The organism is Archangium lansingense, from assembly GCF_026626635.1.
Classification (GTDB): Bacteria; Myxococcota; Myxococcia; order Myxococcales; family Myxococcaceae; genus Archangium; species Archangium lansingense.
Genome location: NZ_JAPNKA010000001.1, coordinates 5,177,462 through 5,201,849, shown reverse-complemented (window position 1 = coordinate 5,201,849; position 24,388 = coordinate 5,177,462). Strand labels below are relative to the sequence as shown.

The window sequence follows — 24,388 nt, the reverse complement described above, 5'->3', positions numbered from 1 at the left end:
CCTGATAAAGGCAGTCATCTCTCTTATCCCCTTCCCTACCCAGCGTTGTTCTTGATCCAGTCGACGTATTTGCCGACCCGGGTGTAGATGCCCGGACGATTCGATGCCGCGCAATCCCAGCCCCAGCTCGTGATCCCCACGAGCTCGCCATTGATGACCAGGGGGCCTCCACTGTCTCCCTGGCAGGTGTCCTTGCCTCCCTCCGTCGGCCCCGCGGCGATCATGTTCTTCGTGATGACCATAGAGCCGTAACCCGCCTGCGCGGTCGCACGCGAGACGATGGGAAGGCTTACACTCCGCAGAGCGGCCGGAAGGGCCGAGCTGCCGTACGAGATCACTCCCCAACCCGAGGCCAGTGCCGTCGCTTTCACCGCTGGATCCGAACCTGGAGCAGGCAGCTTGACGGCCTTTGCTTGGGTTGAGCCCAAAGTCATAGCAGAGGAGAGTTTGATCAGCGCGATGTCGTTGTCGATGGTTGAAAAATTGTAGGAAGGATGCACAACGATCGAGCTGACGGAAACGAGCGCTCCCCCGGACCCATGATACAGACTGTTGTATCTGACCGAGATCTCCGAAGGTTGTCTTCCGGCCACGCAGTGGGCAGCCGTGATCACCGTTTTGGAATTATAGATCACACCTCCACAAAAGTGAGAGGTATTCCGCAGGGAAACCTGCCACGGAGCCTCGCCTGCTGGGGACGCATACCCGCCGACGATTTCTCCACCCACGCTCCCAACACCCTCGAGCCCGCTGACATCGTCCGTGTCCGCCCCGCCGCAACCCAGCAGACCCATCGCGACAACCATTCCAAACATGAAACGCATGCGGTGTTTCTCCCTTCATCGTGTGCACCAGAAGTGCCGCGGGGATGCGTGTGCACGCAGCATGCCGCCCTAAACGGGCCGTCGTCCCAGCGAAGGCTCACGGACGAAACAGCGGCGGTCAGGGGCGTGGCGTGTCATTGACGCGTCAAGCGAGGCGGTGACTCGTCAAGACCTTGCCATCTTCCAGGAGTGGAACCTCCAGCCGTTCCACTGGTCCACCCGACCGCTGCGCACGCCCTGTTCATCGGCCGCATCGAAGGGAAGATGCGGCAGGGAGCCGAGGGGGATCCGGATTTCAAGGCCTGGCGAGCCTGCCCGAGCATCCGTCCACGCTGTGACGGGGCCACCTGCACGGCTCACTCACCACGCTCGCCTCCTCCGCACCTGTTTGGGGAGGGCTCAGTGTCCCGTGGCGACCGCGTAGAGGTACTCCGTGAACGCATCCACCGTTCCCGTTACCAGGTACTCGCGCCCCCACGACCACAGGCGGATGGCCACGGGCGCGCCAGAATCCGGGTCATCGCCCAGGTTGAGGCCCCCGAGATACGCGACCCAATGATCGGGCGGGAAGTCATCGTCTTTGCTGTGAACCTTGCTACTCAGCGAAGTGGGGGCTGTCCGCGCCTTGTGCGTCGACCTCTGCCAGTACATCTCCTCCTCGTGGTCGCTCCCGCCATCTTTGATGACGTTCGCATCGACCAGGAAGAAGGCGACGCCTCCAGCCTTGACGGCCTGCTCCGCTTTCTTCATGCAGTCCACCTCTCCCGAGTTGAAGCAGGTTTCCCACCCGCCGCTGGGGAGATTCAGGACGTCGCGTATCCACCCCCGCTGCTCTCCCCAGAAGGTCATGGATTCGAGGCCATTGGCCGTGTCGTCGATGTCCTCCCAGATGTTCTCGTCGTCGCGCATCGTGGCGGCGAGCAACCAGTCCACCTGCCCGATGTCACCCGCGATGACCAGCTCCTGACGAAGCTCCGCCTCCGCCTCGATGACACGCCCCGTTGCGCAGGTGAGCTTTCCTGCCTCGAGGAGCTCCTTGGCTGCGAGGACGTAGCGGGTGGGGGCGCGCCGCGCGAGCTCCATCACGATGGAGAGCGGACCGCAGAGGCCCGTGGGATCCTGGTCCAGGATCATGGGGTCGCGAAGGCGGTCGCGAAGCTCCGCGACGATGACCCGCCGGTCCATGTGAGCCCAGACGTTGGCTTTGCCCTGCGCTAGCGACCGCAGAGCCCCGCCAGCAGCACTGAACCGTCGTGCGAGCTGGCGGACGGAGACCACTCCACTGGGAAAGGCCGGGAACATCGGAACGGCGAGTGAGGCACGCATGCTCCATGGCCCGGTCTCGACGGCATCCAAGGCAAAGGCGGTATCGCGCAGCGAGAGCGGCATCACGGCTTCCCCGGAGGCTTGGGCCTCTTCCCATCCCCAGTGGGCGTCCTCGCCTTCTTGAGGCGGTCTCCGCCCTTTCCGGGGCGGGGTTGGAGCGACACTTGCGCGAAGACAGCGAGCACCTCACGCGAGGCGTGGAGTGGCCTGGCTCGCCAAGGGGCCTTCGGACCGGCGTGGTCTCTCGTATTCCTGGCACCCGGCGAGAGCGGGCGGAGATGCAGCATGATACCTCCGGGCCAAATGACCTGTTGATGACCTCACCGACATCGTGGACTGCCTCATGAGTCCGGAGTGTCAGATCAAGTCAGGCCGATCGGCAGAGAAGGATTTGAGAAAGATATCGTCCTTGGCGACCTCATTCTCCAAGAGCACGACATGAATGAACACGGACTGGCCTTCACGCACGACGGGCGCATAGCAGCACCCTTCCAGCTCCTGTCTTCCTGCCGCGGAACGGACCGCCAGCGTGTTCAGCAATCTGCCGTTCAAGGGTGAGTAGGAGTAGATGTATTGGTGGCCTTTGCTCGAATCACCGATTTTGCCCTGGCCAGAGGAGATGTACAGGTGATTGTTCGGCGACCAGAAGCCCCCTTGAGCATAGCCTTTGTCCGTGATGGGTGGGTTCAACTCCATGGTCTTGTTGGCGAACTTCCCCGTGTCGAGAGAATGCAGATACACCCGATGGATATTGAGCTCTCCTCCCGAGGTGATGACCATGCGCCGGGCGAAGTTGATGGCGATCATCCCGACTCTCCCGTTCACGTTCTCCAGAGGGATCCACTTCACGAAGTTGAGGGTATCTCCATTGCCCTCCATGACCAGGATCTGACCCGCGGCGCCTTGAGCGCCACACCAGTGGTCGATGTATATGTAGTTACCCTCAATGATGATGGCCCCCATGTGGTTGAAGGAGAACCCAGGGAGCGGCGGGTCGGGCGGCGGCACGGTCGTGAGCTTCCAGCTCTTGACCTTCTTGCCGCTCATTCCATCGAAGACGTGCAGCGTCATGGGATTGTTGGAGACATAGAACCAGCGGCCATGCGCGAAAGCACACCCCTGGATCTCATCCGTCCAATCCTTGTCCTGCTCGGTTCCCGGAATGGCCTCCCAGAACTTGCCCGGGAAATCCATGGAGCGCATCGCCTCTCGGAGGCTGAGCGGCGGTAGGAAGAAACTGCGGTACGAGACAAACTCTTTCGGTGAGTAGCCGATCTTGGCGAGTTGCTGTCTGTAGGAGATCACCTGAGGCCTCCGCGGACCAGGCTCGAGCTTCGCTGGATGAAACGGACAATCCCTGCCCGCTATTGGAGCGCGACGAGGATGGGAATGAGACCACGGCCAGATTCGAGCGCGCGCATCGCCTTTCCGAGCACCGCGCCGAAAGCCTTGCTGGAGTCCGAGGCGCGCATGGCGTGCCCCGGGGTGCTGGAAGTGGTGAGCAGATCGCCAATCTGGATGGGGCCCAGATCGGCGTCCACCTTGCAGTAGACGCGACCCACCAGGGCAATGGGCCGCCTGTCCGTCCTTCCATATTGCTTGCCAAGCACGAGGCCGGGCTTGAACGCGCCAGCGCCGGAGATGACGCCGGCCACGCGCCTGTCATAGGCCTCCGTGCACTGGCGGAGCGTCCCCTCGGATTCAATGACCATCACGGTTCCAGGGTCCGCCTCCGCTACCGCCAGGACATCGAACTCCTCGGCGCAGTCGGCGTTCTGGAGCTGGATGTCGTCCGTCACCATCACCACACCTTCGAAGAAACCCGCGAAGGTTCCACCACGGCCAAAGACTCCGATCCCCTTCTCGCTGCGGGCATCCAGGCCGATGCCGGTGTTGCTCGTCGCGAAGACGGCCGTGTCCTTGGTTGCCGTGGCCCGGACCGCGATGCCCTGCTCGCTCGAGGCGTTGACTCCCAGGTTCGTGGTGCTGCGGGCATCCAGGCCGATGCCTGTGTTGCTCGTCGCGAAGACGGCCGTGTCCTTGTTGGCCGTGGCCCGGACCGCAATGCCCTGCTCACTCGAGGCGTTGACTCCCAGGTTCGTGGTGCTGCGGGCATCCAGTCCGATGCCCGTGTTGCTGGTGGTGAAGACTCCCGTATCCTTCTTGGCCGCGGCGCGGATCGCGATGCTCTGCTCACTCGAGGCGTTGATGCCCAGGTTCGTGGTGCTGCGAGCGTCCAGGCCGATGCCCGTGTTGCTCGTCGCGAAGACGGCCGTGTCCTTGTTGGCCGCGGCGCGGATCGCGATGCCCTGCTCACTCGAGGCGTGGATGCCCAGGTTCGTGGTGCTGCGGGCATCCAGGCCGATGCCCGTGTTGCTCGTCGCGAAGACGGCCGTGTCCTTGTTGGCCGCGGCGCGGACCGCGATGCCCTGCTCACTCGAGGCGTGGACGCCCAGGTTCGTGGTGCTGCGGGCATCCAGGCCGATGCCGGTATCACTCGTGGTGAAGACTCCCGTGTCCTTCTTGGCCACAGCGCGGACCGCGATGCCCTGCTCGCTGGTGGAACTGACACCAACTCCCTGAGCCGCAGTATTGATGCCTGTGACCGCAGGAACTGCGGCGTTGTTGGAATCCCCCTTCAGCGTTGTCACCGTCACTCCTTGTTGTTGACTGGTTCACTCGCTGTGAGGGTCGCAAAGAACCCGAGAGAATGTCAAAGAGCATGAGGAGCGCGCCACCAGCCTCATCCAGCGGCTCATGGGTGCCCACCGGCGTAGAAAAAAATAAGGCGCTCGCCGGCTCCTTGGAGTGCAACCGGCGAGCGCCTCTCAACACACCGTGACCGCACGGCGCGCGAATATGATTTCTACTCCAACAATCACTCGGACTGCACGTCGAGCGAGCCCCCCACGGTGCTCACCTCCACGTCGTGCTCGCCGTTGCCGTACTTCTGACGGGAGGAGCCCAGGCTCACGCCCTTCCCGTTGAAGCTGCCGCCCACCGAGGAGAACTCCACGTTGGCGCCCGCGCCACGCGGCAGCTTGAGCTTCACGTTGCCGGACACGGTGCTCACCTCGGTGTCCGCGAGCGCCTCGGGCGTCAGCTCCACGTTGCCGCTCACCGCGGACACCTCGAGCTGCCCCCGCGAGCCCTTCACCGACACGTCACCGCTCACCACCGACACCTCCTGCTCCCCCGCCACGCCGGACACCTTCACCGGCGCATTCACCGAGCTCGCCTCGAGCGAGGAGTCGCGCGGCACCTTCACCACGAAGTGCGTCTCCGGCGGATTGTGGCAGTTGGACAGCTTCTTCCCGCAGGCGCCGCAGCACACCTGCACCGTCACCTCGTCCCCCTCCTGCTTCACCTCGATGGGGTACCGGGCGCGCTCGGCCTCGTCGCCCTTCTGCGTCGCCTCCACCGACACCGTCTTCCCACTCACGGCCTCCACCTGGATGGTGCCGTTGACGTTGGAGACGCTCACCTTCGGCGTACCATCCGTCTCGAACTGCCAGGACTGTGATGCGGGAGTGGCGGCGAGGATCAGGACAAGGGCGAGATTCACGGCGGAGGCCTCGTAGGCAGAAGGTTGTCTCCCTCCCCTACGGGCCTCTGGAAAAATGATTTCACCCGCCCCGCGCGACCCGCCGGTACAGCACGTCATGCCTGCGTACCAGCCGCTCCAGGGACAGCTCGCGCTCCACGAAGGCACGCGCCTCGGCCCCCATGCGCCGGCCCATCTCCCGGTCCGCCAGCAGCACGCCGAAGGCCTCGCTCATGGCCTGGGGCCTCAGGGGCGGCACCACCAGTCCCCTGACCCCGTCCGCCACCAGCTCCGGATTGCCCCCCACGCGCGTCACCACCATGGGCAGCCCCGCCGCCATGCCCTCCATCACCGCGTTGGACAGGCCCTCCGCCGTGGAGCACAGCACTCCGATGTCCGCCCGGGCATATACGGCCGGCACGTCCGCCCGGTGTCCCAGGAAGTGCACCGTGTCCGTCAGTCCCAGAGAGCCCGCCAGCCGCTCCAGCTCCGGCCGCCGAGGGCCATCCCCCACCAAGAAGGCGTGCAGCGCGTGCCCCTTGAGGCGCACCATCGCCAGTGCCCGCAGCAGATCCTCCTGCCGCTTCACCGGGTGGTTCATGTTCGCCACATGCACCACTACCGGCGCGCCCCGCGTGTCCGGCAACGGGGCCTTCAGTCCCTCGTGCATCCGCGCATCGAAGCGTACCAGGTCCAGGCCGTTGGGGATGACGGACACCCGCTCCGCCGGCAGCCCCTCCTCCTCCACCAGCATGCGGCGAATGGCCTCGGCGTTGCCCACCACGTGGTCCGCCATCCACGTGAGGCTCCGCAGCAACGCCCGCCGCGTCTTCCCGTGCCAGTGCGCCAAATCCAATCGCCCGACGATCACCTTCGTCCCCGCCAGCTTCGCCGCGGGCACCACCAGCATCGTCGAATAGAAATCGTGCGCGTGCACCAGCTCCACCCGCTGGGCGCGCAGCCACTGCGCCAACCTCAGCGCCTGCAGCGCCGAGTTGGGCCGTGCCAGCGAGCCATTCAGCGGGAACACCTCCGGCGCGAAGCCGAGCCGCAGCACCGAGTCCATCAACGGCCCCTGGTCCTGCAACACCGCCAGCTGCACGCGGTAGCTGGGCGGTAGGCCCCTCAACAACTCCACCACTTGGACTTCCGTACCTCCGATGTGGAACGACTTGGTGAACTGCACCAGGCGCAGGGGTTCCTCCGCCATCCGTACTTCTTCACGCCGCATGGTTGGAGCCCTCCCAGCTCGCGACCAGCCGACCCTTGATCTCTGGAACCTTCGACGAAGCCTCCGCCTCCTGCGCCCGGGCGATGCGCTGCGCGCAAGCCGCCAGCCCGAACAGCACGTACAGGTGCGCGGAGAGGATGTAACCGGCAGACAACTGACAGACGAGGTAGCCGGCCATGGAGGCCGCTAGCCCTCGGGCCAGCCACCCCACCGCCGGGTTGCGCGAGGCCGCGAAGGCACCTCCCGTCGCACTCCCGGCGAACAGCAGGAAGACGCCCAGGCCCAACCAGCCCAGCTCTCCAATCACATCCAGGAAGATGTTGTGCGCCACGTAGGCGCGCGTGGCCTGGGGCGGCGCGTACAGGTGCCAGGCATGACGGAAGGCCCCCGCGCCCACGCCCAGCAGTGGCTTGTCCAGGCTGATGCGCGACGTCACCTGCCACGCATACACGCGGCCCATGGCCGAGGCATCCTCGTGGAAGGTGGCCACCGTCTGGTTGCGCTCCCAGAAGCTCTTCGGCGCGAAGACCACCAGCCCCAGCGCGAGCGCCGTGCCCAGCAGCACCGAGCGCAGCTTCCTCTGCTCACGCAGCGCCCACAGCGCCATGGCCACCGACAGGCCGATGAAGCCACCGCGCGAGTAGGTGAAGACGATGGCCACCAGCGCCATCACCACCGCCACCGCGCACGCCACGCGCCACAGCCAGCCGCTCTCCTTGCGCGCCAGGAAGGCCACCGCCAGCGGCACCACCAGCGCCAGGTTCATGGCCGAGCGGTTTGGATCCGCGTACACCTCCACCCAGTGCGCCCGGTAGCCCTCCACCAGCGTCTCGGGCGTGCCGGTGAAGTACGTGTGAATGACGCCCTGAGACGTCACCATCGAGGCCGCCACCAGGGCCCCACACACCACCGCCAGCCGCCTGGGCGTGGTGACCACGTTCACCAGCGTCAGGTAGATGGCCGTGAGCTTCAGCAGCTCGATGGCCGTGAAGCGCGTCACCTCCGGGTTCACCGACCAGGTGATCGAGGCCAGAGCCAGCCCCGCGAAGCACAGCAGCGCTACCCCTCGAATACCGTCGAAGAAAATGGGTTCCGCGCGCCCCACCCGCCGCAGCGCCATCAACCCTGCCGCCAGGCCCGAGGTCAGCAGCGCCAGCCGCAATGGCGCCAGCGCGGGTATCCACGCCTGCGGCAGCATGTACATCAGCGCCGCGAAGGCGGTCAGCGCATAGAAGGACACTACGTCCCGGCGTTCCGCCTTGTCGCCCAACCCCATCCCGTCCTCCTCCCGCCCCAACCCACGGTCCGTGGACCAGGGGCACCCTTCGCGCCAGCGATTCGCCAGCCAGGTGCCAGCCCACTGCCATCCAGATGATGGTTCAGGTGCTAGCAGGCGATGTGCCAGCGGCCCGCGCCAACAAAGGCCCGTGGATCCAGGCCCTTAGCGCTCAGGGGGACCGGTACTTCTGGGAGGTGGGACTGAAAGGATTACGGCTCTCCACCTTCGATGGGCAACAGGACGGAGGCGATGGGATTCAACTTGCCCTCTTGAAGGAACGACGGCGCCAGCTCCTCCAGCAGACGGGCGAGCGTCACGTCCACCAGCCGGCGCAGCTCGGGCCGGGTGGACTCGGGCACCACCAGCTCCAGCACCGCCGCCGCCCGCGAGGCCACGTCCGGGCGCAGGCGCGGAGTCTCGGCAGTCTCCTCGAAGAGCATCGCCCCCAGCGCGTCCCTTCGCGCCGAGGGCACCGGCCGCGGATTCAGCTTCCCCTCCAGCAGGGCCATGGCCACGGTGGCGGCGAAGAAGCGATCCACGCCCAGTACGCGCGGCTCCACGCCGAAGCGGGCCAGCACCTCGCGCGCCCGCTCCTGCGTGCCGCCGAGCAGCGCGCCCAGCAGCGCCACCTGGGCCTCTGCCCTTGCCAGCACCTCCTCGCTGGCGGCCACCTCGCGCCTCGAGCGGAAGGCCACCGGCTCCGCCCCGGGCACCTTCAACGTGCGGCGCGGGCGCTTGCGGCGCAGCGCCTCGATGGCGGCGGCCTCCTCCGGGAAGAGCAGCGGCGTGCCCTCTACCTGCGCCAGCGGCTGCTTCATCAACCGGTCCGCGCGGAACTTGAGGGACAACGTCAGGGAGAAGCCCACCTGGAAGATGCGCCGGGTCTCCGTGTCGCGCACCACCAGCACGGCGCGCGAGGGGTCTCCTCCCGTCAGGTGCTCCAACCCCAGCAGCAGGTAGTCGCGCACCATCTCGCCCACGCGCCGGATGGCGTCCAGGTCTCCGGGGTCCTCCACCTCCGCCACCAGCGTGGCGTTGGCCAGGTAGCGCAGCTCGCCCTCCAGGTTCTCCCGCTCCACGTCGTCCAGGGCGCGGAAGGCCGCATCCAGGTAGTCCGGCTGCGACCTGGAGGCCACGAGCGCCGCGGCCACCGCTGGAGCCGGCGCGGGCCCGGTGTCCACCCGGCTGAAGAGCCTCGCCGCCTCCTCCAGGGCCGGGAAGCCCAGGTCCTGCAGCCGCCCCGTGCGGAAGCGATAGGCCGACTCCTCCAGCTCGCCGGGCACCTCCCAGCGCGTGGCCTCGAGGAAGCGCACCGCCTCGAAGGGGTTCTCGGCGATCAGATCGCTGAGGATGGAGCGCATGGCGGCCAGCTCCGGGCCCTCCACGCCCTTGAACTCCACCAGGTAGCGGCCCTCGGGCGTCTCCAGCGTCACGCCCTCCACGTGGACGTCCGGGTTCTCCTCCAGATCGTGAATGAGGGTGAACTCGCGCACCAGCAGCTCGAACACCTCGGTGTCCACCTTGCGCAGCTTGCGCAGGAAGTCGCCCGCCTCGTCCCCGCGCGCGGCGCGCAGCCAGGTGAGCACCTCGTGCAGGGCAACATGGTCCTTCTTCCACCCGCCCAGGTCCACGAAGGTGCGGAACTGCTCGGGCGAGGCGAGCTGGACGAGCTCGGTCGCGTCCGCCAGCCCCACCTCCATGATGGTGAAGTAGAGGTCCTCCGCGGGCAGCGAGCGCACCAGCGCCCGCGCGTCGCGCGATTCAATGAGGGCGTCCAGCCGCTTCTTCGCGGGCAGCGACGCGAGCTGCCGCCGCAACGTGCTCAGCGCCTGCTGGAGATCACTGCCGTTGCCCCTGCTTCCGTTTCCATGGCCGTTCGACACGGCGCGTGCCTACCACAGCGTCTCCCGGGCGGGGAGCAGAACGGGGGCTCACGCCGTCAGGGTGTTCAGCAACGCGTCCCACACCTCGTCGAAGCCCAGCTTCTCCGTGGCCGAGAAGGCGATGACGGCCTCGCGGGGCAGAGACAGCTCCTCGGCGAGCGCCTGCAGCCGGGGCTTGCGGCGCGCCTTGGGCAGCCGATCAATCTTCGTGGCCACCACCATGATCTGCCGGTTGGACTCCTGCAGGTAGTCGAGCGTCTGGAAGTCGTCCGGAGTAGGCCCCACCTCGGCGTCGATGATGCTCACCACCACCTTCAAATCCCGGCGCTTCTCCAGGTAGGCGGTGATCATCTTCTGCCACTCGGAGCGCTCGGACTTGCTCACCTTGGCGAAGCCGTAGCCGGGCAGGTCCGCGAAGCGCACCGTGTGGCGCTTGGTGCCGCGCTCCACGTCCACGTCGAAGAAGTTGAGCGTGCGGGTGCGGCCGGGGGTGTTGGAGACGCGCACCAGCTTCCTGCGGCCGGTCAGTGCGTTGATCATGGACGACTTGCCCACGTTGGAGCGGCCCACGAAGGCCACCTCGGGGGCGAGGCTGGTGGGGTAGCCCTTGGGCTCCACCGCCGTGGTGACGAAACGGGCATCGAGAATCTTGATCACTTATTTCTTCTTCGCGGGCTCGGGCGAGGCGTTCTCGGCCCGGGCCGACTTGCCGGTGCGCTCGGGGGACCAGTGGTCGATGGCCTTGAGCGACTCGACGAAATTGAACGGCTTGAGAGACGGAGAGGATGCGTCGTGGCAGTTGCGGCAGGCCTTCTCCGAGGGGTCCACCAGGCCCACCAGCCGGGCCAGCTCGGCGTCCTTCATCACGTAGCCGGGCGAGTAGTACTGGCCGCCGCCGTGGCAGGTCTCGCAGGTGACGTGGGAGACGCCCTGGGAGGCCTGGTCCGGCGAGTGGCAGGACAGGCACCGGGCGTCCTTCTGCTGGGTCTCGGAGAGCGAGTCCCCGGCCCGGGCGTGCTTGGACTGCATCCACGCCTCGTAGGCCGCCGGGTGGCAGCCCTTGCAGCTCTCCGGGCCGAGGAAGTCAGCGGCCACGGCGGCGCCGGAGAGGGAGAGAGCGAGGGCGAGGGCAAAGGACAGGAGCCAGGAGCCACGAGCGCGCATCGGTCGGGTCACTAGCAGACGACCCCCCAGGGGGCAAGGCAGAGGTGCGAAACCTGGCGCTCTTGTGACCTCCCGGACGAAGCGGGGGGTGCTTGAGGCCGCGCGGGGGAATCCGTTACACCTGAGGGGATGAGAACCATCGCCATCGTCGCCGTGCTCCTCGCCGCCGCGCCCGCGGTGGCCAAGCCGTGGCAGGGAATCGAACCCGGGCAGTCCAAGCGGGAGCAGATCATCCAGAAGTTCGGAGAGCCCTCGCGCATCGTCACCACCGAGGGCAAGGAGATCATCGCCTACTTCGACCAGCGGGCCATCAAGGGCACCAAGCAGGTGCAGTTCAAGGTGGACCCGGGCACGCAGCTCGTCGAGCGCATCGACGTCTTCCCCGGCCCCGTCATCGACAAGGAGTCGGTGGAGAGCACCTATGGCAACGCCTGCCCGGCCGGCAAGGCGACGGCCAGCCCCTGCTACCAGAAGAAGCTCACGGACGACTTCCGCACCTACATGCTCTACGCGAAGCTGGGGCTGGCCGTGTTCCTCAACGAGGACGGCAAGACGGTGCACTCGTTCATCTTCACGCCCCAGCCGGCCGGGAAGTAGGCCCACCACGTGAAGCTCTATGGACTGACTGGGGGCATCGCCTCCGGCAAGAGCACCGTGAGCCGGATACTCCGGGAGCTGGGCGCCCAGGTGCTGGACGCGGACGTCATCGCCCGCGAGGTGGTGGAGCCGGGCAGCCCCGGGCTCCAGGCCGTGGCCGAGCGCTTCCCCGGCGTCCTGGACGCGGACGGACGGCTGGACCGGGCGAAGCTGGGCGCGCGCGTCTTCGGGGACGCCCAGGAGCGGGCCGCCCTCAACGCCATCCTCCACCCCCTCATCGGCCAGCAGTTCCTCCTGCGCACCCAGGCCCTGGCCGAACTGGGCGTGGAGCGGGTCATCTACGACGCGCCCCTGCTCATCGAGAACCGGCTGCACGAGGGTATGGACGGGGTGGTGCTGGTGTGGGTGCCCCGCGAGGTGCAGAAGGCCCGGCTGATGGGGCGTGACGGCCTGGACGAGGCGGCGGCGGAGGCCCGGCTGGCTGCCCAGCTACCGCTCGATGGGAAGCGCCAGCATGCGACCTGGCTGGTGGACAACTCGGGAGATCTGGGGACAACCCGGGCCCGGGTGGAAGAGGTGTGGCGCGCGATGCTCGCGCGCGGCTGAGGGCCGGGTATGCTCCGCCGCCCATGAGCGAGAAGCGCAAGGAAGCCCGAGGCAAGGCCGGGACGTACTTCGTCACCGGCTACCCGGGTTTCATCGGCAAACGGCTGATTGAGCACATCATCCGCGAGGAGCCCAAGGCCCACGTCTACGCCCTGGTGCAGCCCAAGCACCTCAAGGAGGCGCAGAAGCTCGCCTCCCGGCTCCAGGGCACCGGGGCCACGCTGGAGCTGCTCACCGGCGACATCGTGGACATGCACCTGGGCCTGTCTGGCGAGGAGTACCAGCGGCTGTGCGAGCGGGTGACGCACATCTACCACCTGGCCGCCGTCTTCTACATGGGGGTGCCCAAGGAGACGGCCTGGCGCATCAACGTGGACGGCACGCGCAACGTGCTGGAGCTGGCGCGCGACTGCGAGCACCTGCAGCGCTTCAACCACTTCTCCTCCTGCCACGTCTCCGGTGACCGCGTGGGCGTCATCGCCGAGGACGAGCTGGACAGCGGCCAGCACTTCCGCAACGTCTACGAGGAGACCAAGTTCCAGGCGGAGAAGCTCGTCCAGCGCGCCTCCTCCACCATTCCCACCACCATCTTCCGCCCGTGCAGCGTGGTAGGCGACTCACGCACGGGGGAGATCGACCGCTTCGAGGGCCCCTACTACCTGGGCATCCTCCTGGTGACGAGCCCGCTGGTGGTGCCGCTGCCCCTGCCCGGCAACGGCGTGGCCCCGCTCAACGTGGTGCCGGTGGACTACGTGGTGCAGGCGGTATGGGCGCTGTCACATGACACGCGCGCCGTGGGCCGCACCTTCCACCTGGTGGACCCCAACCCGATGAGCGCCCGCCGCGTCTACGAGCTCATCGCCGAGAAGGCCAACAAGAAGCTGCCCCGCTTCAACCTCTCGGCGCGGGCCGCGGACGTGATGATGCGCCTGCCCGTGCTCGAGAAGCTGGCCCGCCCCCAGCGCGCCGCCCTCAGCTACGTCAACCACCTGGCCATCTACAACTGCCACAACACCCTGGAGCTGCTGGACGGCACCGGCATCCGCTGCCCTCCCCTCTCCTCGTATCTGGATCAGCTCGTGGCCTACGTGCGCGAGCAGTACCGCCAGCGCCGTGAGCAGGCCTCCGAGGTGGAGGATCCGCTGGACCGCAATCCCGCCCCCGCCCCGGATGAAGATACGGGTACCCAGGCCCGTCGGAGCCGCCAGCCATGAAACCCACCCTCTCCCGCTTCCTCTTCCTTCCCCTCGCCGCCGTGCTCGGCGCCGGCTGCGTGGTGAACCCCAACCCGGATGAGCAGAAGGATCCGTGCGATCCCAACCCCTGCACCCAGGGCGACAAGACCTGGTGCGTCAACGAGGACGGCAACGCGCGCTGTCTGTGCAAGCAGGGCACCATCCAGCGGCCCAGCGGCGTGTGCGAGCCCCTCACCACCCTCAACTGCCCCGAGCACACCGGCGACAACTCCGAGCCGGATGACTGCCTGACGAAGGCCGTCACGCTCGCCTCCGACGCCACCACGCAGCGCCACCAGAGCATCGAGCCGGTGGGCGACTACGACTACTTCCGCATCGACGGCAAGCTGCGCACCGTCTACAGCGTCACCGTGGAGCCCGGCGCCGGCGCGCTCATGCCGCGACTGGACGTCTTCGATCAGGGCGGAGTGTGGATCTCCTCGCAGGATGGCCGGCCCAAGGCCCAGGTGGGTTTCAAGGCCCGCGCCAACGCCCCCTACTACGTGCGCGTGAGCCACTCGCCCTTCGATCCCTCCCCTGCCACCGGCCAGTACGCCCTCACCCTCGCCCCCGTGGGCGAGGATCTGCACGGCGACAGCTCGAACGACGCCACCACCATCGTCCCGGACGTGGGGGGCAGCACCAACCCGACCGTGACCTACGGGCGCGTCGAGTACGCTCAGGACGAGGACTGGTTCGTCATCTCCGCCACGCAGGGCACCACGTACCGCATCGAGTTCGACACCAACCGGGTCGTGCCCGCACTCGCTGGCTTCACCAGCGACGACGTGAAGAACCCCTTCCACACCTGGCACAACTCGTTCGTGGAGATCCGGGCGGACAGCACCACCAAGCTCTACCTCGTCATGTACGCGAACGAGGGCGAGACGGGCGGCTACGGCTTCCGCGTGTTCCGCTACAACTGATCAGCGGACGGCGATGATGTCCTGGTCCATCAGCCGGGCCAGGACCCGCAGCGTGTCCAGCCGGGACATGCCCGAGACGGAGAAGAGAGCCTCGAAGCTGAGGCCTCCGTCGATGCGCGACAGCAGGAAGCCCGCGCGGGGATCCAGGCTGAGCTTCATCAGCTCCGCCATGCGCAGCTTGAGCGTGGGCACCCGCTTCAGGTCTCCCAGCTTCGCCTCCAGCGAGGCCTGATACATGCGCCCGCAGCGCTCACGGGCCGCCGCCAGCCGCGCGTCACCCGGAGCCAGCTGCTCGGCCTTGCGCACCAGCTCCATCGCGCTCGACACGTCTCCCAGCGCGAGCAGATCCTCCACTCCCTGCAGCAACGTGGGCAGTTCCTGGCGCGGGGCCGCCTGGGGCACGGGCGCGGGCGTACGCGCAGGCGCGACCGGGCGAAGGGCCACGGGCGCCGGAGTCACGGGCCGAGCAGCCACAGGCGTAACGGGCCGGGCCGCCACGGGCGCGGGCGCAACGGGCCGGGCCGCCACGGGCGCCGGAGTCACGGGCCGAGCAGCCACAGGCGTAACGGGCCGGGCCGCCAAGGGCGCAGGCGCAGGCGGCTGCGGCTCGGAGAGGAAGGCCAGCACGTCAGCGGTGATGTGACGGCCCTCTGCCGAGGCCTCGGGGGCCACCTCCTCCTCGTCCAGCAGGACGACGCTCACCTCCAGCATGGGATGGGGTGCAGCCGGCCGGGCGGGCTGGGACACCAATGGAGGAACGGACGTCAGGGACATGGGCCGCACGGCGGGCGGCGGCGCTGCCGTGACTGGGGCGGCGGCACGCGGGGCAGTCCCCTTCGCGAGCCACTCCCGGGCCCGGCGGTTGGAGGGATCATGCGACAGGGCACGCACGAACAGGCTCCGCGCTCCGTCGGTGTCCCCACCCAGGTGCAGCCAGAGTCCCGCCTCGATGAGCTGGTTGGCCCGGAGGACGTCGTGTCCCGAATCAATGGAGGCTTGAGGCGCGATCATCGGGAAACTCCAGAACGGAGCCCTTTCGGGGGAACTCAGGAAACCGTCACAACTGACGAAATCCTAGGCTCTACCCCGGGTCGCGTCAAACGCTATCGGCGGATTTTTTCAGAATGGAGGTACTCCTCCATCCGGCAACAGACCTCTCGATTTTCGGGAAATGCACTCTCAGGAAACGAGAATGCACTCCCCGTGGAGAGCAGAGGGCGATCAGGCCTTGAGGGCGCGCTCGAGGATGCGCACGCCCTGGTCCAGATCGTCGTTGGCCACGGTGTAGGCCGGGGCGAAGCGGATGGTCTTCTCGCCGGCGGAGTTGACGAGCAGGCCCAGCTCGCGGCACTTCGAGATGTAGGGCGCGGCGTCCTGGAAGAGCTCCACGCCGACCAGCAGACCCAGGCCGCGCGCCTCCTTCACGATGGTGGGCAGGCGGCCCTGGAGCTCGCGCAGGCGCGAGAGGAAGTACTCCCCCTTCTGCGTCACGTCGCGGAGCATCTGCGGCTCGGTCACCTTGCGCACGACGACGTTGGCGGCGACGGCGGCGATCGGGTTGCCGCCGAAGGTGGAGCCGTGGGTGCCCGGCACCAGGCTCTTGCCGGCCTCCTCGGTGCACAGCATGGCGCCAATGGGCAGACCGTTGCCGAGCGCCTTGGCCAGGCTGATGCCGTCCGGGAGGATGCCCTCGTGCTGGAAGGCGAAGGGCTTGCCGGTGCGGCCCATGCCGGTCTGGATCTCATCCACGAACATCAGCAGGCCCTTCTCGTCGCACAGGGCGCGCAGGGCCTTGAGGAAGCCCGGAGGCGCCAGGCGCACGCCGCCCTCGCCCTGGATGGGCTCCACGAGGATGGCGGCGGTGTGCGGGCCCACGGCCTTGCGCACGGCGTCGATGTCGCCGTAGGGCACGTGGATGAAGCCCGCGGGCAGGGGCTCGAAGCCCTTCTGGTACTTCGTCTGGCCGGTGGCGGTGACGGTGGCCAGCGTGCGCCCGTGGAAGGAGTTCTCGAAGGTGATGACCTCGTAGCGGTCCGTGTTGCCCCGGTCCTTCTGGACCTTGCGGGCCAGCTTGAGGAGAGCCTCGTTGGCCTCCCCGCCCGAGTTGCAGAAGAAGGCGCGCTGCAGACCCGAGGCCGCGGTGAGCCGGCCGGCCAGCTCGATCTGCGGCTCCGAGTAGAAGACGTTGGAGACGTGCCACAGCTTCTCGAGCTGGGCCTTCACCGCGACCACCACCTCCGGGTGGCAGTGGCCGAGTCCGCACGTGGCGATGCCGCCCAGCAGGTCCAAGTACTCACGACCATCCGCGTCCCAGACACGCGAGCCCAGCCCGCGCTCCAGCACGATGGGCTGCTGCTTGTAGTTCTGCAGCAGGTGAGCCTTGGCCTTCTCCATCCACTGCTCGTTCTTGGCAGTGGTGCCCTGCGGGGAGGCATCGGTCTTGGGGGTACTGATGGGCGTCGTAAGCGGCACGTGGGCTCCTGGTGTGGCTAGAGGATGTAGCGCGACAAGTCCTCGTCCTGGACCACGGAGGCGAGGCGCTCGCGCACGTAGGCGGCATCTATTTGCAAATCCTTCGGTCCCTGCTCGCTGGCAGTGAAGGATACATCGTCGAGCAGTCGCTCCAGAACCGTGTGCAGCCGCCTCGCCCCGATGTTCTCGGTGCGTTCGTTGACGGACTGAGCAATCCGGGCCAGCTCCAGAATGGCGTCATCGGAAAAGTTCAGACGAACGCCTTCAGTGGCCAGGAGCGCGGTGTACTGGCGGATGAGCGAATTACGCGGCTCGCGGAGAATCCGGACCAGGTCATCACCACTGAGTGGATCCAGCTCCACGCGGATGGGGAAGCGGCCCTGGAGCTCGGGGATGAGATCGCTGGGCTTGGAGACGTGGAAGGCGCCCGCGGCGATGAAGAGCATGTGGTCCGTCTTCACCTGGCCGTACTTGGTGTTGACGGTGGAGCCCTCGACGATGGGGAGGATGTCGCGCTGGACGCCCTCGCGCGACACGTCCGGGCCGGAGCCCTTTCCCGCCCCCTCGCGGCTGGCGATCTTGTCGATCTCGTCGATGAAGATGATGCCGCCGGTCTCGGCACGTACGAGCGCCTCACGGGTGACGCGCTCGTTGTCCACCAGCCGAGCGGCCTCCTCCTGCTCCAGCAGCCGGAGGGCCTCGGGGGCGCGCAGCTTGCGCCGGCGCGAGCGGCTCATGCCGGGCATGTTCTTGAAGAGATCCTGCAGGTTGACGCCGATCTCCTCCATGCCCTGGCCGGAGAAGTTGCGCAGGAAGGTGGGAGAGCCGGTCTCGGCCGTCTCCACCTCCACCTCCTGGTCATCGAGCGTGCCGGCGCGCAGCTGGGCCCGGAGCTTCTCGCGCTCCAGGTCCCCGAGCCGGGGCGCCACGGGCGTGGGCGGAGGCGTCATGAAGCCCATTCCCCCCGAGGGCCGCGAGGGCGCATTGCCGGAGAGCAGCTGCGCCAGCCGGTCCTCGGCGAGCTCGATGGCGCGCTCGCGCACCTTCTCCATCTCCTCGTCGCGCACGAGCGCGATGGAGGCCTCGACCAGGTCGCGCACCATGGACTCGACGTCGCGGCCCACGTAGCCCACCTCGGTGAACTTGGAGGCCTCCACCTTGACGAAGGGGGCCTGCGCGAGCTTCGCCAGCCGGCGGGCGATCTCCGTCTTCCCCACGCCGGTGGGGCCAATCATGATGATGTTCTTGGGGTGGATCTCATCGCGCAGGTCCTCGGAGACCTGCTGGCGGCGCCAGCGGTTGCGCAAGGCGATGGCCACCGCGCGCTTGGCGGCGTTCTGTCCGACGATGTAGCGGTCCAGCTCGCCGACCACCTCGCGCGGGGTGAAGGCGGGGATCTTGCGTGCGTTGCTCACGGTGATGCCCCCTCAGAGCTCTTCGATGGTGATGTTGGAGTTGGTGTAGACGCAGATGTCCGCGGCGATCTGCATGGCATGGGTGGCCACCTCACGAGCGGGAAGCTGCGTATGCGTCATGAGCGCACGGGCGGCGGCGAGCGCGTAGGAGCCTCCGCTGCCCACGGCGGCGATGCCGTAATCAGGCTCGATGACGTCGCCAGCGCCGGAGAGGATGAAGGTCTTCTCGCGGTCGGCCACGATGAGCAGGGCCTCCAGGCGGCGGAGGAATCGATCGGTCCGCCAGTCCTTCCCGAGCTCGACGCACGCGCGGGCGAGGTTCTTCTGGTGCTCCTTGAGGCGGGCCTCGAAGCGCTCGAAGAGGGTGAAGGCGTCGGCGGTGCTGCCCGCGAAGCCGGCGAGGACGGAGCCATCGCCGATGCGACGTACCTTCTTCGCGGTGTTCTTCATGATGGTCTTGTCGAGACTGACCTGACCGTCACCCGCGATGACGACCTTTGCCTCTCTGCGCACGCAGAGGATGGTAGTGCCGTGGAACATGCCGGGAGGTTTAACAAGTGGACGCGGGCGTTTCCATGATTCCCCGACCGGCTGTTCGCCCCTTCACCCTCCCGCGCAGTAGCGCGGTGCAGCGCGCCGTTCAGGGCACCTTGAGCTTTGGGAGCCCCTCGGCCGGACTGGCCCGCCGCATGCTTTGGCGCCGCGGGCCATGCCCGGACCCCATGACCTCTTCGCACGTTTCACCTTCGGCCATCCCGAGCGGGCCGCGGCCGAGCTGCGCGCCGCCCTGCCCCCGCATGTCGTCTCCGAGGTGGACTGGTCATCCCTGCGGCGAGAGCCCGGCTCCGTGGTGGACCCAGAGCTGCGGGAGACCGAGAGCGATCTGCTCTTCACAGCCCGCCTGCGAGGGGGCCAGTCGCTGCTGCTCTATGTGCTGCTGGAGCACCAGTCCTCGGTGGACAGGTGGATGGCGCTGAGGATGCTGCGGTACGTGGTCCGCCAGGTGGAGCACTGGCGCGAGAAGCACCCCGAGCGCACGGTGCTTCCGGTCATCATCCCCCTGGTCATGTACCACGGGCCGGACGGCGTCTGGTCGGCGCCCCGGAGGGTCGAGGAGCTGTTCGACCTGCCGGGCGAGGACGCGCAGAGAGAACGCTGGCGAGCGCTGGTGCCACGCTTCGAGTACCTGCTGGATGACCTGACGGCCGAGCGGGCCGAGGCGCTCATGGCACGTCCTGGTCCGCCCCTGGCCCAGCTGGCATGGCTCGTTCTGCGCTATGGGCGCACCGGGGAGCTGGCCCACCGTCTACCGGACTGGACTGCACTGTTCGCGCAAGTGCATGCCGCTCCGGACGGCACCGAGAGTCTGGTGGTGGTCATCCGCTACCTCCTCTTGATCGGAGACAGGAGCATCCGCAGAGCAGCGGGGCAGGTGCTACATTCCGTGATGGACGCACAGCAAGCGGAGGAACTCATGCGCGGCAGGGGCGAGACTCTCATCGAGCGGGGACATCGGCGGGGGTTGGAACAGGGACGGCTCCAGGGGCGTGCCGAGTCCATCATCCAGATTCTAGAAGCGCGGGGTATGGACGTCAGCGATGAAGCTCGGCAGCACATCCTCTCGTGCACGGACGCGGCAATCCTCGACCGTTGGTTCAATCGAGCCCTCAAAGCCACCACCCTCTCCAACGTTCTGGGCGATCTGGCGAGCTGACACCGCGCCTCCACCCCGAGGTTCAATGGTGGTGCGCAGCGGGGTAACACGGGCTCAACCTGGGAGGCTCGATACCCTCACCCCGTCCCTCTCCCGAGGGGAGAGGGGAAATCAGGCTCTCGGATGCGCGGCGTCGTAGACCGCCTGGAGCCGCTCCACGCTCACATCCGTGTACCGCTGCGTCGTGGACAGGCTCGCGTGGCCCAGCAACTCCTGGATGCTCCGGATGTCCGCCCCTCCGTCCAGCAGGTGCGTCGCGAACGAGTGGCGCAGCGCGTGCGGACTCACCTTCCGCTGCAGCGCGCACTGCACCACGTACGTGTCCAGGTGTCTCCCGATGCTCCGCGGTGTCAGCCGGCCTCCCCGGTAGTTGAGGAACACCGCCTCCTCATCCTGCCCTTCGCGCGGCACCGCGAGCAGCTCGCCCCGGCGCGCCAGGTATGCCTCCAGCGCCCGGATGGACTGCGCGTTCACCGGGCACAGGCGCTCCTTGCTGCCCTTGCCCATCACCCGGATGATCCGTCCACTCCGGTCCACGTCCAGCAGGTTCAGCCCGCACAGCTCGCTGATGCGCAGGCCTCCGCCGTACAGAATCTCGAGAATCGCCCTGTCTCGCAGGCCCAGCACCGTCTTCTGCGAGGGCATGTCGAGGATCGCGAACAGCTCGTCCACCGGCAGCACCTTGGGCAGGCTCTTGGGCAGCTTCGGGCTCTTCACTAGCTTCGCCGGGCTGCCGGGCAGCAGCTTCTGCCGCACCAGGTACTTGTAGAAGCTCTTGACGCTCGCCAATCGCCGCGAGCGGCTCGACGGCGCATGATCCACCGCCAGCGTGCCCAGGTAGCCGCGGATGGCCGCGTGTGAGGCCGACAGCAGCGTCAGCTTCATCCGCTCGACCAGGTAGCGCTCGAAGTCCACCAGGTCGATCATGTAGTTGCGCACGGTGTGCGGGCTCGCGCCCTTCTCGTCATCGAGGTAGACGCGGAACTTCTCCAGCAGCGGCGACAGCTCGGCGGTGCTCATGGGCGGCTCCAGCGTAGACGCAACCGGGCCGCCCGCAAGCTTCTCACGGCTGAGCAGGCGCCACGTACACGCCGGCGTTCGCGCCCTTCAGCACGTACACCGCCAGCGAGTCATCCTTGCCCGCGAAGTACGCTGGCAGCTGCGCGCCCTGGTCGAGCGTCTTCCTCGCCTGCGTCTTCACGTCGTAGACAGCCACGTCGAACGTGTCCGAGTCCATCCGCGCCGAGGTGGCGAGAATCCGGTTCCCATCCTCGGACAGCTTGTAGCTGTAGATGCCCTGCAGCCACGTCTGCGGCTGGGCCTGTGCGTCCCTGGGCAGCGGCAGCGCCTTGAAGTCGCAGGCGCGGCCCTCGCGGATGCAGCCGGCGCGGAACACCAGCGCCCCCGGGGTGAAGCCGTAGCCGAACACGCCCGGGTGGGCCTTCTCCGCCTTCTCCGCGCCCACCTGGTACAGCATCAGGTCCACCGAATAGATGGGCTTGAGAAAGCGCGAGAGGAAGGCCACGTACTTGCCGTCCTTGCCCCACGTGAAGTTGGGCACTCGGCTGCCCACCAGCTTCGGCTCCCCATCCGGCAACGACACCACCCCCATCAGCCCCGCGCCCGCCGGCAGGTCGTACTTCGCCAGGAAGCCCAGCGCCTGCGAGTCCGGAGAGAAGGCCAGCTCCTTCACGCGCTCGCCCACCTTGCGCCCCGGCTCGCCCGAGGCCGGGCCCACGTACAGGTCGCCCGGCTGCTCCGGCTTGCCCCCATCGTTGCGCGCCAACCACTTCGAGTCCGGCGAGAAGGCGAACGCCGTCGTCCCCGACGCCACCTTCCGGCCCTTCAGCTCCGGCAGGTCCGCCAGGTACAGGTCATACATCCCCGACACCGCCGGGGTGCGCACCTGGTACGCCACGCGCTTGGAGTCCGGCGACAGCACGTAGTCGCCTACCTGGTCCGCCAGCTTGCTCGGCTCACTCTGCTTGCCCGCGGGCTCCTCCACCGGCACCGCCAGCAGCCCACCGGCTGCCGCCAGCCGCCGCTTGAAGAACAGCATCTTGCCGTCCGGGGAAAACTCCGCCGTGGACACCTCGCCACCCACCTGACGGAAGGGCCCCGACGGCAGCGCCCCCAGCTTCAGAATCCCTCCGTCCACGAAGGCCAGCTTCGAACCGTCCGGGCTCGGCAGGAAGTACGACACCGCGTCTCCCAGCTTCTGAGGCTCGGCGCTCGGCTCGCTCAGGGCCAGCACGTGCAGTGCCCCGGACTGGATCGCCAGGTTGTACCCGGTGAGGTACAGCACGTGCTTCGAGTCCGGGGTGAAGAGCATGCCCCCGGGCACGTTGGTCACCGCGTCCCCCAGCTTGCGTGGCGAGCCTCCCGTCACCGGCACCACGTACAGCGTGCCCAGCCTCATCTGCGGAGGAATTCCCTCCACCGTCGGCTTGCGCGTCTTCGTCAGGTACGTGGCGAACTGCCCATCCTCGGTGACGCGCAGATCTTCCGCCGGGCCCTCGGCCAGCATGACGCCCAGCCCACCCACCGCCGCTCCGGCCCGAGCCTTCCCCTGCCCTGCTCCGCCGCCACCGCCCTGGTCCTCGCCGCGCTTGCACCCCACCAGCGCGAGCGCCAGCAGCGCCCCCGCCATCACGCTTCGTCGGTTCATGCGCTCCCCTGATGATCCTGCGCGGGGGGCACACTCGGCAGCCACGTGGCCAGGTCCGCCCGTGCCCGCTCCGCATAACGCGCCCGCTTGTCCGCCTTCTTCACCCGCCCCGGCAGCGGCGGGAACAGCCCGAAGATGACGTTCGAGGGCTGGTAGTCGTAGTCCGGCGGGTGTGCCTCGCCCGTCACGTGGCGGTAGAGCGAGCCCAGCGCAGTGGTGGCCGGCGGCGGGACGAACTCGCTCCCCGTCAGCCTCGCGTACACCGCCAGCGCCGTCAGGTACCCGCACGCCGCCGACTCCACGTACCCCTCCACGCCCGTAATCTGCCCCGCGAAGAACAGCCGCGACTCCGCCTTGAGCGACAAGTCCCGTCCCAGCAGCCTCGGCGAGTCGATGAAGGTGTTGCGGTGGATCTGCCCCATCCGCAGGAACTCGGCGTTGGCCAGGCCCGGGACGCACGTGGTGAAGATGCGCTTCTGCTCGCCCCAGGTGAGGCGCGTCTGGAAGCCCACCATGTTCCACGACGTGCCCGCCTTGTCCTCCATGCGCAGCTGCACCACCGCGTAGGGCTCGTCGCCCGTGCGCGGATCCTTCAGCCCCACCGGCTTCATCGGCCCATAGGCCAGCGTGTCATCGCCTCGGTCAGCCATCACTTCGATGGGCAGACAACCCTCGAAGTATTTGGGTTCCTCGAAGCTGTGCGGCTGCAGCTTCTGCCCCGCCTTCACCTCGGCGATGAACCGGTAGTACTCCTCCTTGTTCATCGGCAGGTTGATGTAGTCGTCCCCCCCGCCCTTGCCGTAGCGGCTGGCGCGGAAGGCGATGTTCATGTCGATGGAGTCCCCCGCCACGATGGGGGCAATGGAGTCATAGAAGTAGAGCTTCTCCCCCACGTAGCGCTCGAGGTCCTTCGTCAGCGCGTCCGAGGTGAGCGGCCCGGTGGCCACCACCACCACGCCCTCGGGCAGCTGGTCCACCTCGCCCGGCACCACCTCCACACCCGGGGCCTCGCGCACCGAGCGCGTCACCGCCGCCGAGAAGGCCTCCCGCTCCACCGCCAGGGCATCCCCCGCCGGCACCCGGTGCGTGTCCGCGCACCCCAGAATCACCGACGAGAGCGTCCGCAGCTCCGCGTGCAGCAGACCGATGGCGCTCTCCGGGTTGTCCGAGCGCAACGAGTTGGAGCACACCAGCTCCGCGAACTGGTCCGACTTGTGCGCTGGCGAGCGCTTCTGCGGCTTCATCTCCCGCAACGTCACCGGCACCCCGCGCCGGGCGAGCTGCCAGGCGCACTCGCTGCCCGCCAGTCCGCCGCCAATCACCGTCACCCGCTGAAGCTTCACGTCCTGCATCCCTCTCTCCACAGGCCAATTTCGGCCCGTCCGCCAACTGTTAGCAGGACCCCCTCTCCCTGTCCCACCCTTCCGCTCCTGGATGTCCACCCCCCGGATGACGGCCTCCTGCCTGCTCGCCCACTCCTCGGCCATCCGACACGTAGGGTTCG

The 24,388-nt window shown here is 67.6% G+C and carries 22 protein-coding genes; 5 read left to right on the top strand and 17 right to left on the bottom strand.

Annotated features, from left to right (window positions below):
- Positions 1-35: 35 nt before the first annotated feature.
- The 10 genes from OV287_RS21335 to OV287_RS21290 all read right to left on the bottom strand — a co-directional run bounded on the left by OV287_RS21335 (position 36) and on the right by OV287_RS21290 (position 11,251).
- On the bottom strand, positions 36-824 hold the full coding sequence (locus tag OV287_RS21335; protein WP_267535882.1) for a S1 family serine peptidase: 789 nt from the start codon (positions 822-824) through the stop codon (positions 36-38).
- 399 nt (positions 825-1,223) lie between these two features.
- Positions 1,224-2,213 (bottom strand): hypothetical protein, encoded by a 990-nt coding sequence (locus OV287_RS21330; protein ID WP_267535881.1) that lies wholly within the window; start codon positions 2,211-2,213, stop codon positions 1,224-1,226.
- Between the two features lie 294 nt (positions 2,214-2,507).
- On the bottom strand, positions 2,508-3,455 hold the full coding sequence (locus OV287_RS21325) for a hypothetical protein (protein WP_267535880.1): 948 nt from the start codon (positions 3,453-3,455) through the stop codon (positions 2,508-2,510).
- 59 nt (positions 3,456-3,514) lie between these two features.
- Complete coding sequence (locus OV287_RS21320) at positions 3,515-4,801, bottom strand: hypothetical protein (RefSeq protein WP_267535879.1); 1,287 nt, start codon at positions 4,799-4,801, stop codon at positions 3,515-3,517.
- Between the two features lie 227 nt (positions 4,802-5,028).
- Positions 5,029-5,715 (bottom strand): DUF4097 family beta strand repeat-containing protein, encoded by a 687-nt coding sequence (locus OV287_RS21315; protein WP_267535878.1) that lies wholly within the window; start codon positions 5,713-5,715, stop codon positions 5,029-5,031.
- Between the two features lie 61 nt (positions 5,716-5,776).
- Positions 5,777-6,925, bottom strand: a complete 1,149-nt coding sequence (locus OV287_RS21310) for a glycosyltransferase (RefSeq protein WP_267535877.1) — start codon at positions 6,923-6,925, stop codon at positions 5,777-5,779.
- Positions 6,915-8,201 (bottom strand): O-antigen ligase family protein, encoded by a 1,287-nt coding sequence (locus tag OV287_RS21305; RefSeq protein WP_267535876.1) that lies wholly within the window; start codon positions 8,199-8,201, stop codon positions 6,915-6,917. Before OV287_RS21305 ends, OV287_RS21310 begins: the two co-directional genes overlap by 11 nt.
- 212 nt (positions 8,202-8,413) lie before the next feature.
- Positions 8,414-10,087, bottom strand: coding sequence for a DUF6178 family protein (locus OV287_RS21300; RefSeq protein ID WP_267535875.1), 1,674 nt, complete (start codon positions 10,085-10,087; stop codon positions 8,414-8,416).
- Positions 10,088-10,135: 48 nt separating this feature from the next.
- The gene (gene yihA, locus OV287_RS21295) at positions 10,136-10,744 is read right to left on the bottom strand and encodes a ribosome biogenesis GTP-binding protein YihA/YsxC (protein ID WP_267535874.1); all 609 of its coding nucleotides are present in this window, start codon (positions 10,742-10,744) and stop codon (positions 10,136-10,138) included.
- Complete coding sequence (locus OV287_RS21290) at positions 10,745-11,251, bottom strand: cytochrome c3 family protein (protein WP_267535873.1); 507 nt, start codon at positions 11,249-11,251, stop codon at positions 10,745-10,747. It lies immediately after the preceding gene.
- 129 nt (positions 11,252-11,380) lie between these two features.
- Between OV287_RS21290 and OV287_RS21285 the strand changes: the two genes are divergently transcribed.
- From OV287_RS21285 to OV287_RS21270, 4 genes are read left to right on the top strand one after another with little or no spacing between them, the layout of a single operon-like run.
- The gene (locus tag OV287_RS21285; RefSeq protein WP_267535872.1) at positions 11,381-11,848 is read left to right on the top strand and encodes a hypothetical protein; all 468 of its coding nucleotides are present in this window, start codon (positions 11,381-11,383) and stop codon (positions 11,846-11,848) included.
- Positions 11,849-11,857: 9 nt separating this feature from the next.
- Positions 11,858-12,454, top strand: a complete 597-nt coding sequence (coaE, locus tag OV287_RS21280; RefSeq protein WP_267535871.1) for a dephospho-CoA kinase — start codon at positions 11,858-11,860, stop codon at positions 12,452-12,454.
- A 23-nt stretch (positions 12,455-12,477) separates the two neighbouring features.
- Complete coding sequence (locus tag OV287_RS21275) at positions 12,478-13,668, top strand: SDR family oxidoreductase (protein WP_267535870.1); 1,191 nt, start codon at positions 12,478-12,480, stop codon at positions 13,666-13,668.
- A complete protein-coding gene (locus OV287_RS21270) occupies positions 13,665-14,615 on the top strand; it encodes a hypothetical protein (protein ID WP_267535869.1) in 951 nt (316 codons plus the stop codon). Before OV287_RS21275 ends, OV287_RS21270 begins: the two co-directional genes overlap by 4 nt.
- Here the strand turns inward: OV287_RS21270 and OV287_RS21265 are convergent, their stop codons facing one another.
- From OV287_RS21265 to hslV, 4 genes are all read right to left on the bottom strand, one after another.
- Positions 14,616-15,626: a hypothetical protein gene (locus OV287_RS21265; RefSeq protein ID WP_267535868.1), complete on the bottom strand. Its 1,011-nt coding sequence runs from the start codon at positions 15,624-15,626 to the stop codon at positions 14,616-14,618.
- A 210-nt stretch (positions 15,627-15,836) separates the two neighbouring features.
- Positions 15,837-17,009: an aspartate aminotransferase family protein gene (locus OV287_RS21260; RefSeq protein WP_267542388.1), complete on the bottom strand. Its 1,173-nt coding sequence runs from the start codon at positions 17,007-17,009 to the stop codon at positions 15,837-15,839.
- A gap of 95 nt (positions 17,010-17,104) precedes the next feature.
- On the bottom strand, positions 17,105-18,502 hold the full coding sequence (hslU, locus tag OV287_RS21255) for an ATP-dependent protease ATPase subunit HslU (protein WP_267535867.1): 1,398 nt from the start codon (positions 18,500-18,502) through the stop codon (positions 17,105-17,107).
- Between the two features lie 12 nt (positions 18,503-18,514).
- Positions 18,515-19,042: an ATP-dependent protease subunit HslV gene (gene hslV, locus OV287_RS21250; protein ID WP_267535866.1), complete on the bottom strand. Its 528-nt coding sequence runs from the start codon at positions 19,040-19,042 to the stop codon at positions 18,515-18,517.
- 169 nt (positions 19,043-19,211) lie between these two features.
- Between hslV and OV287_RS21245 the strand changes: the two genes are divergently transcribed.
- Positions 19,212-20,216 (top strand): Rpn family recombination-promoting nuclease/putative transposase, encoded by a 1,005-nt coding sequence (locus OV287_RS21245; protein ID WP_267535865.1) that lies wholly within the window; start codon positions 19,212-19,214, stop codon positions 20,214-20,216.
- Between the two features lie 111 nt (positions 20,217-20,327).
- On the opposite strand, the gene OV287_RS21240 is transcribed toward OV287_RS21245, so the two are convergent.
- The 3 genes from OV287_RS21240 to trmFO are packed head-to-tail and all read right to left on the bottom strand — an operon-like array spanning position 20,328 to position 24,236.
- A complete protein-coding gene (locus OV287_RS21240; RefSeq protein WP_267535864.1) occupies positions 20,328-21,236 on the bottom strand; it encodes a tyrosine recombinase XerC in 909 nt (302 codons plus the stop codon).
- 43 nt (positions 21,237-21,279) lie between these two features.
- On the bottom strand, positions 21,280-22,884 hold the full coding sequence (locus OV287_RS21235; RefSeq protein ID WP_267535863.1) for a gliding motility protein: 1,605 nt from the start codon (positions 22,882-22,884) through the stop codon (positions 21,280-21,282).
- A complete protein-coding gene (trmFO, locus tag OV287_RS21230; protein WP_267535862.1) occupies positions 22,881-24,236 on the bottom strand; it encodes a methylenetetrahydrofolate--tRNA-(uracil(54)-C(5))-methyltransferase (FADH(2)-oxidizing) TrmFO in 1,356 nt (451 codons plus the stop codon). The genes OV287_RS21235 and trmFO overlap by 4 nt, the downstream gene beginning before the upstream one ends.
- Positions 24,237-24,388: the final 152 nt, after the last annotated feature.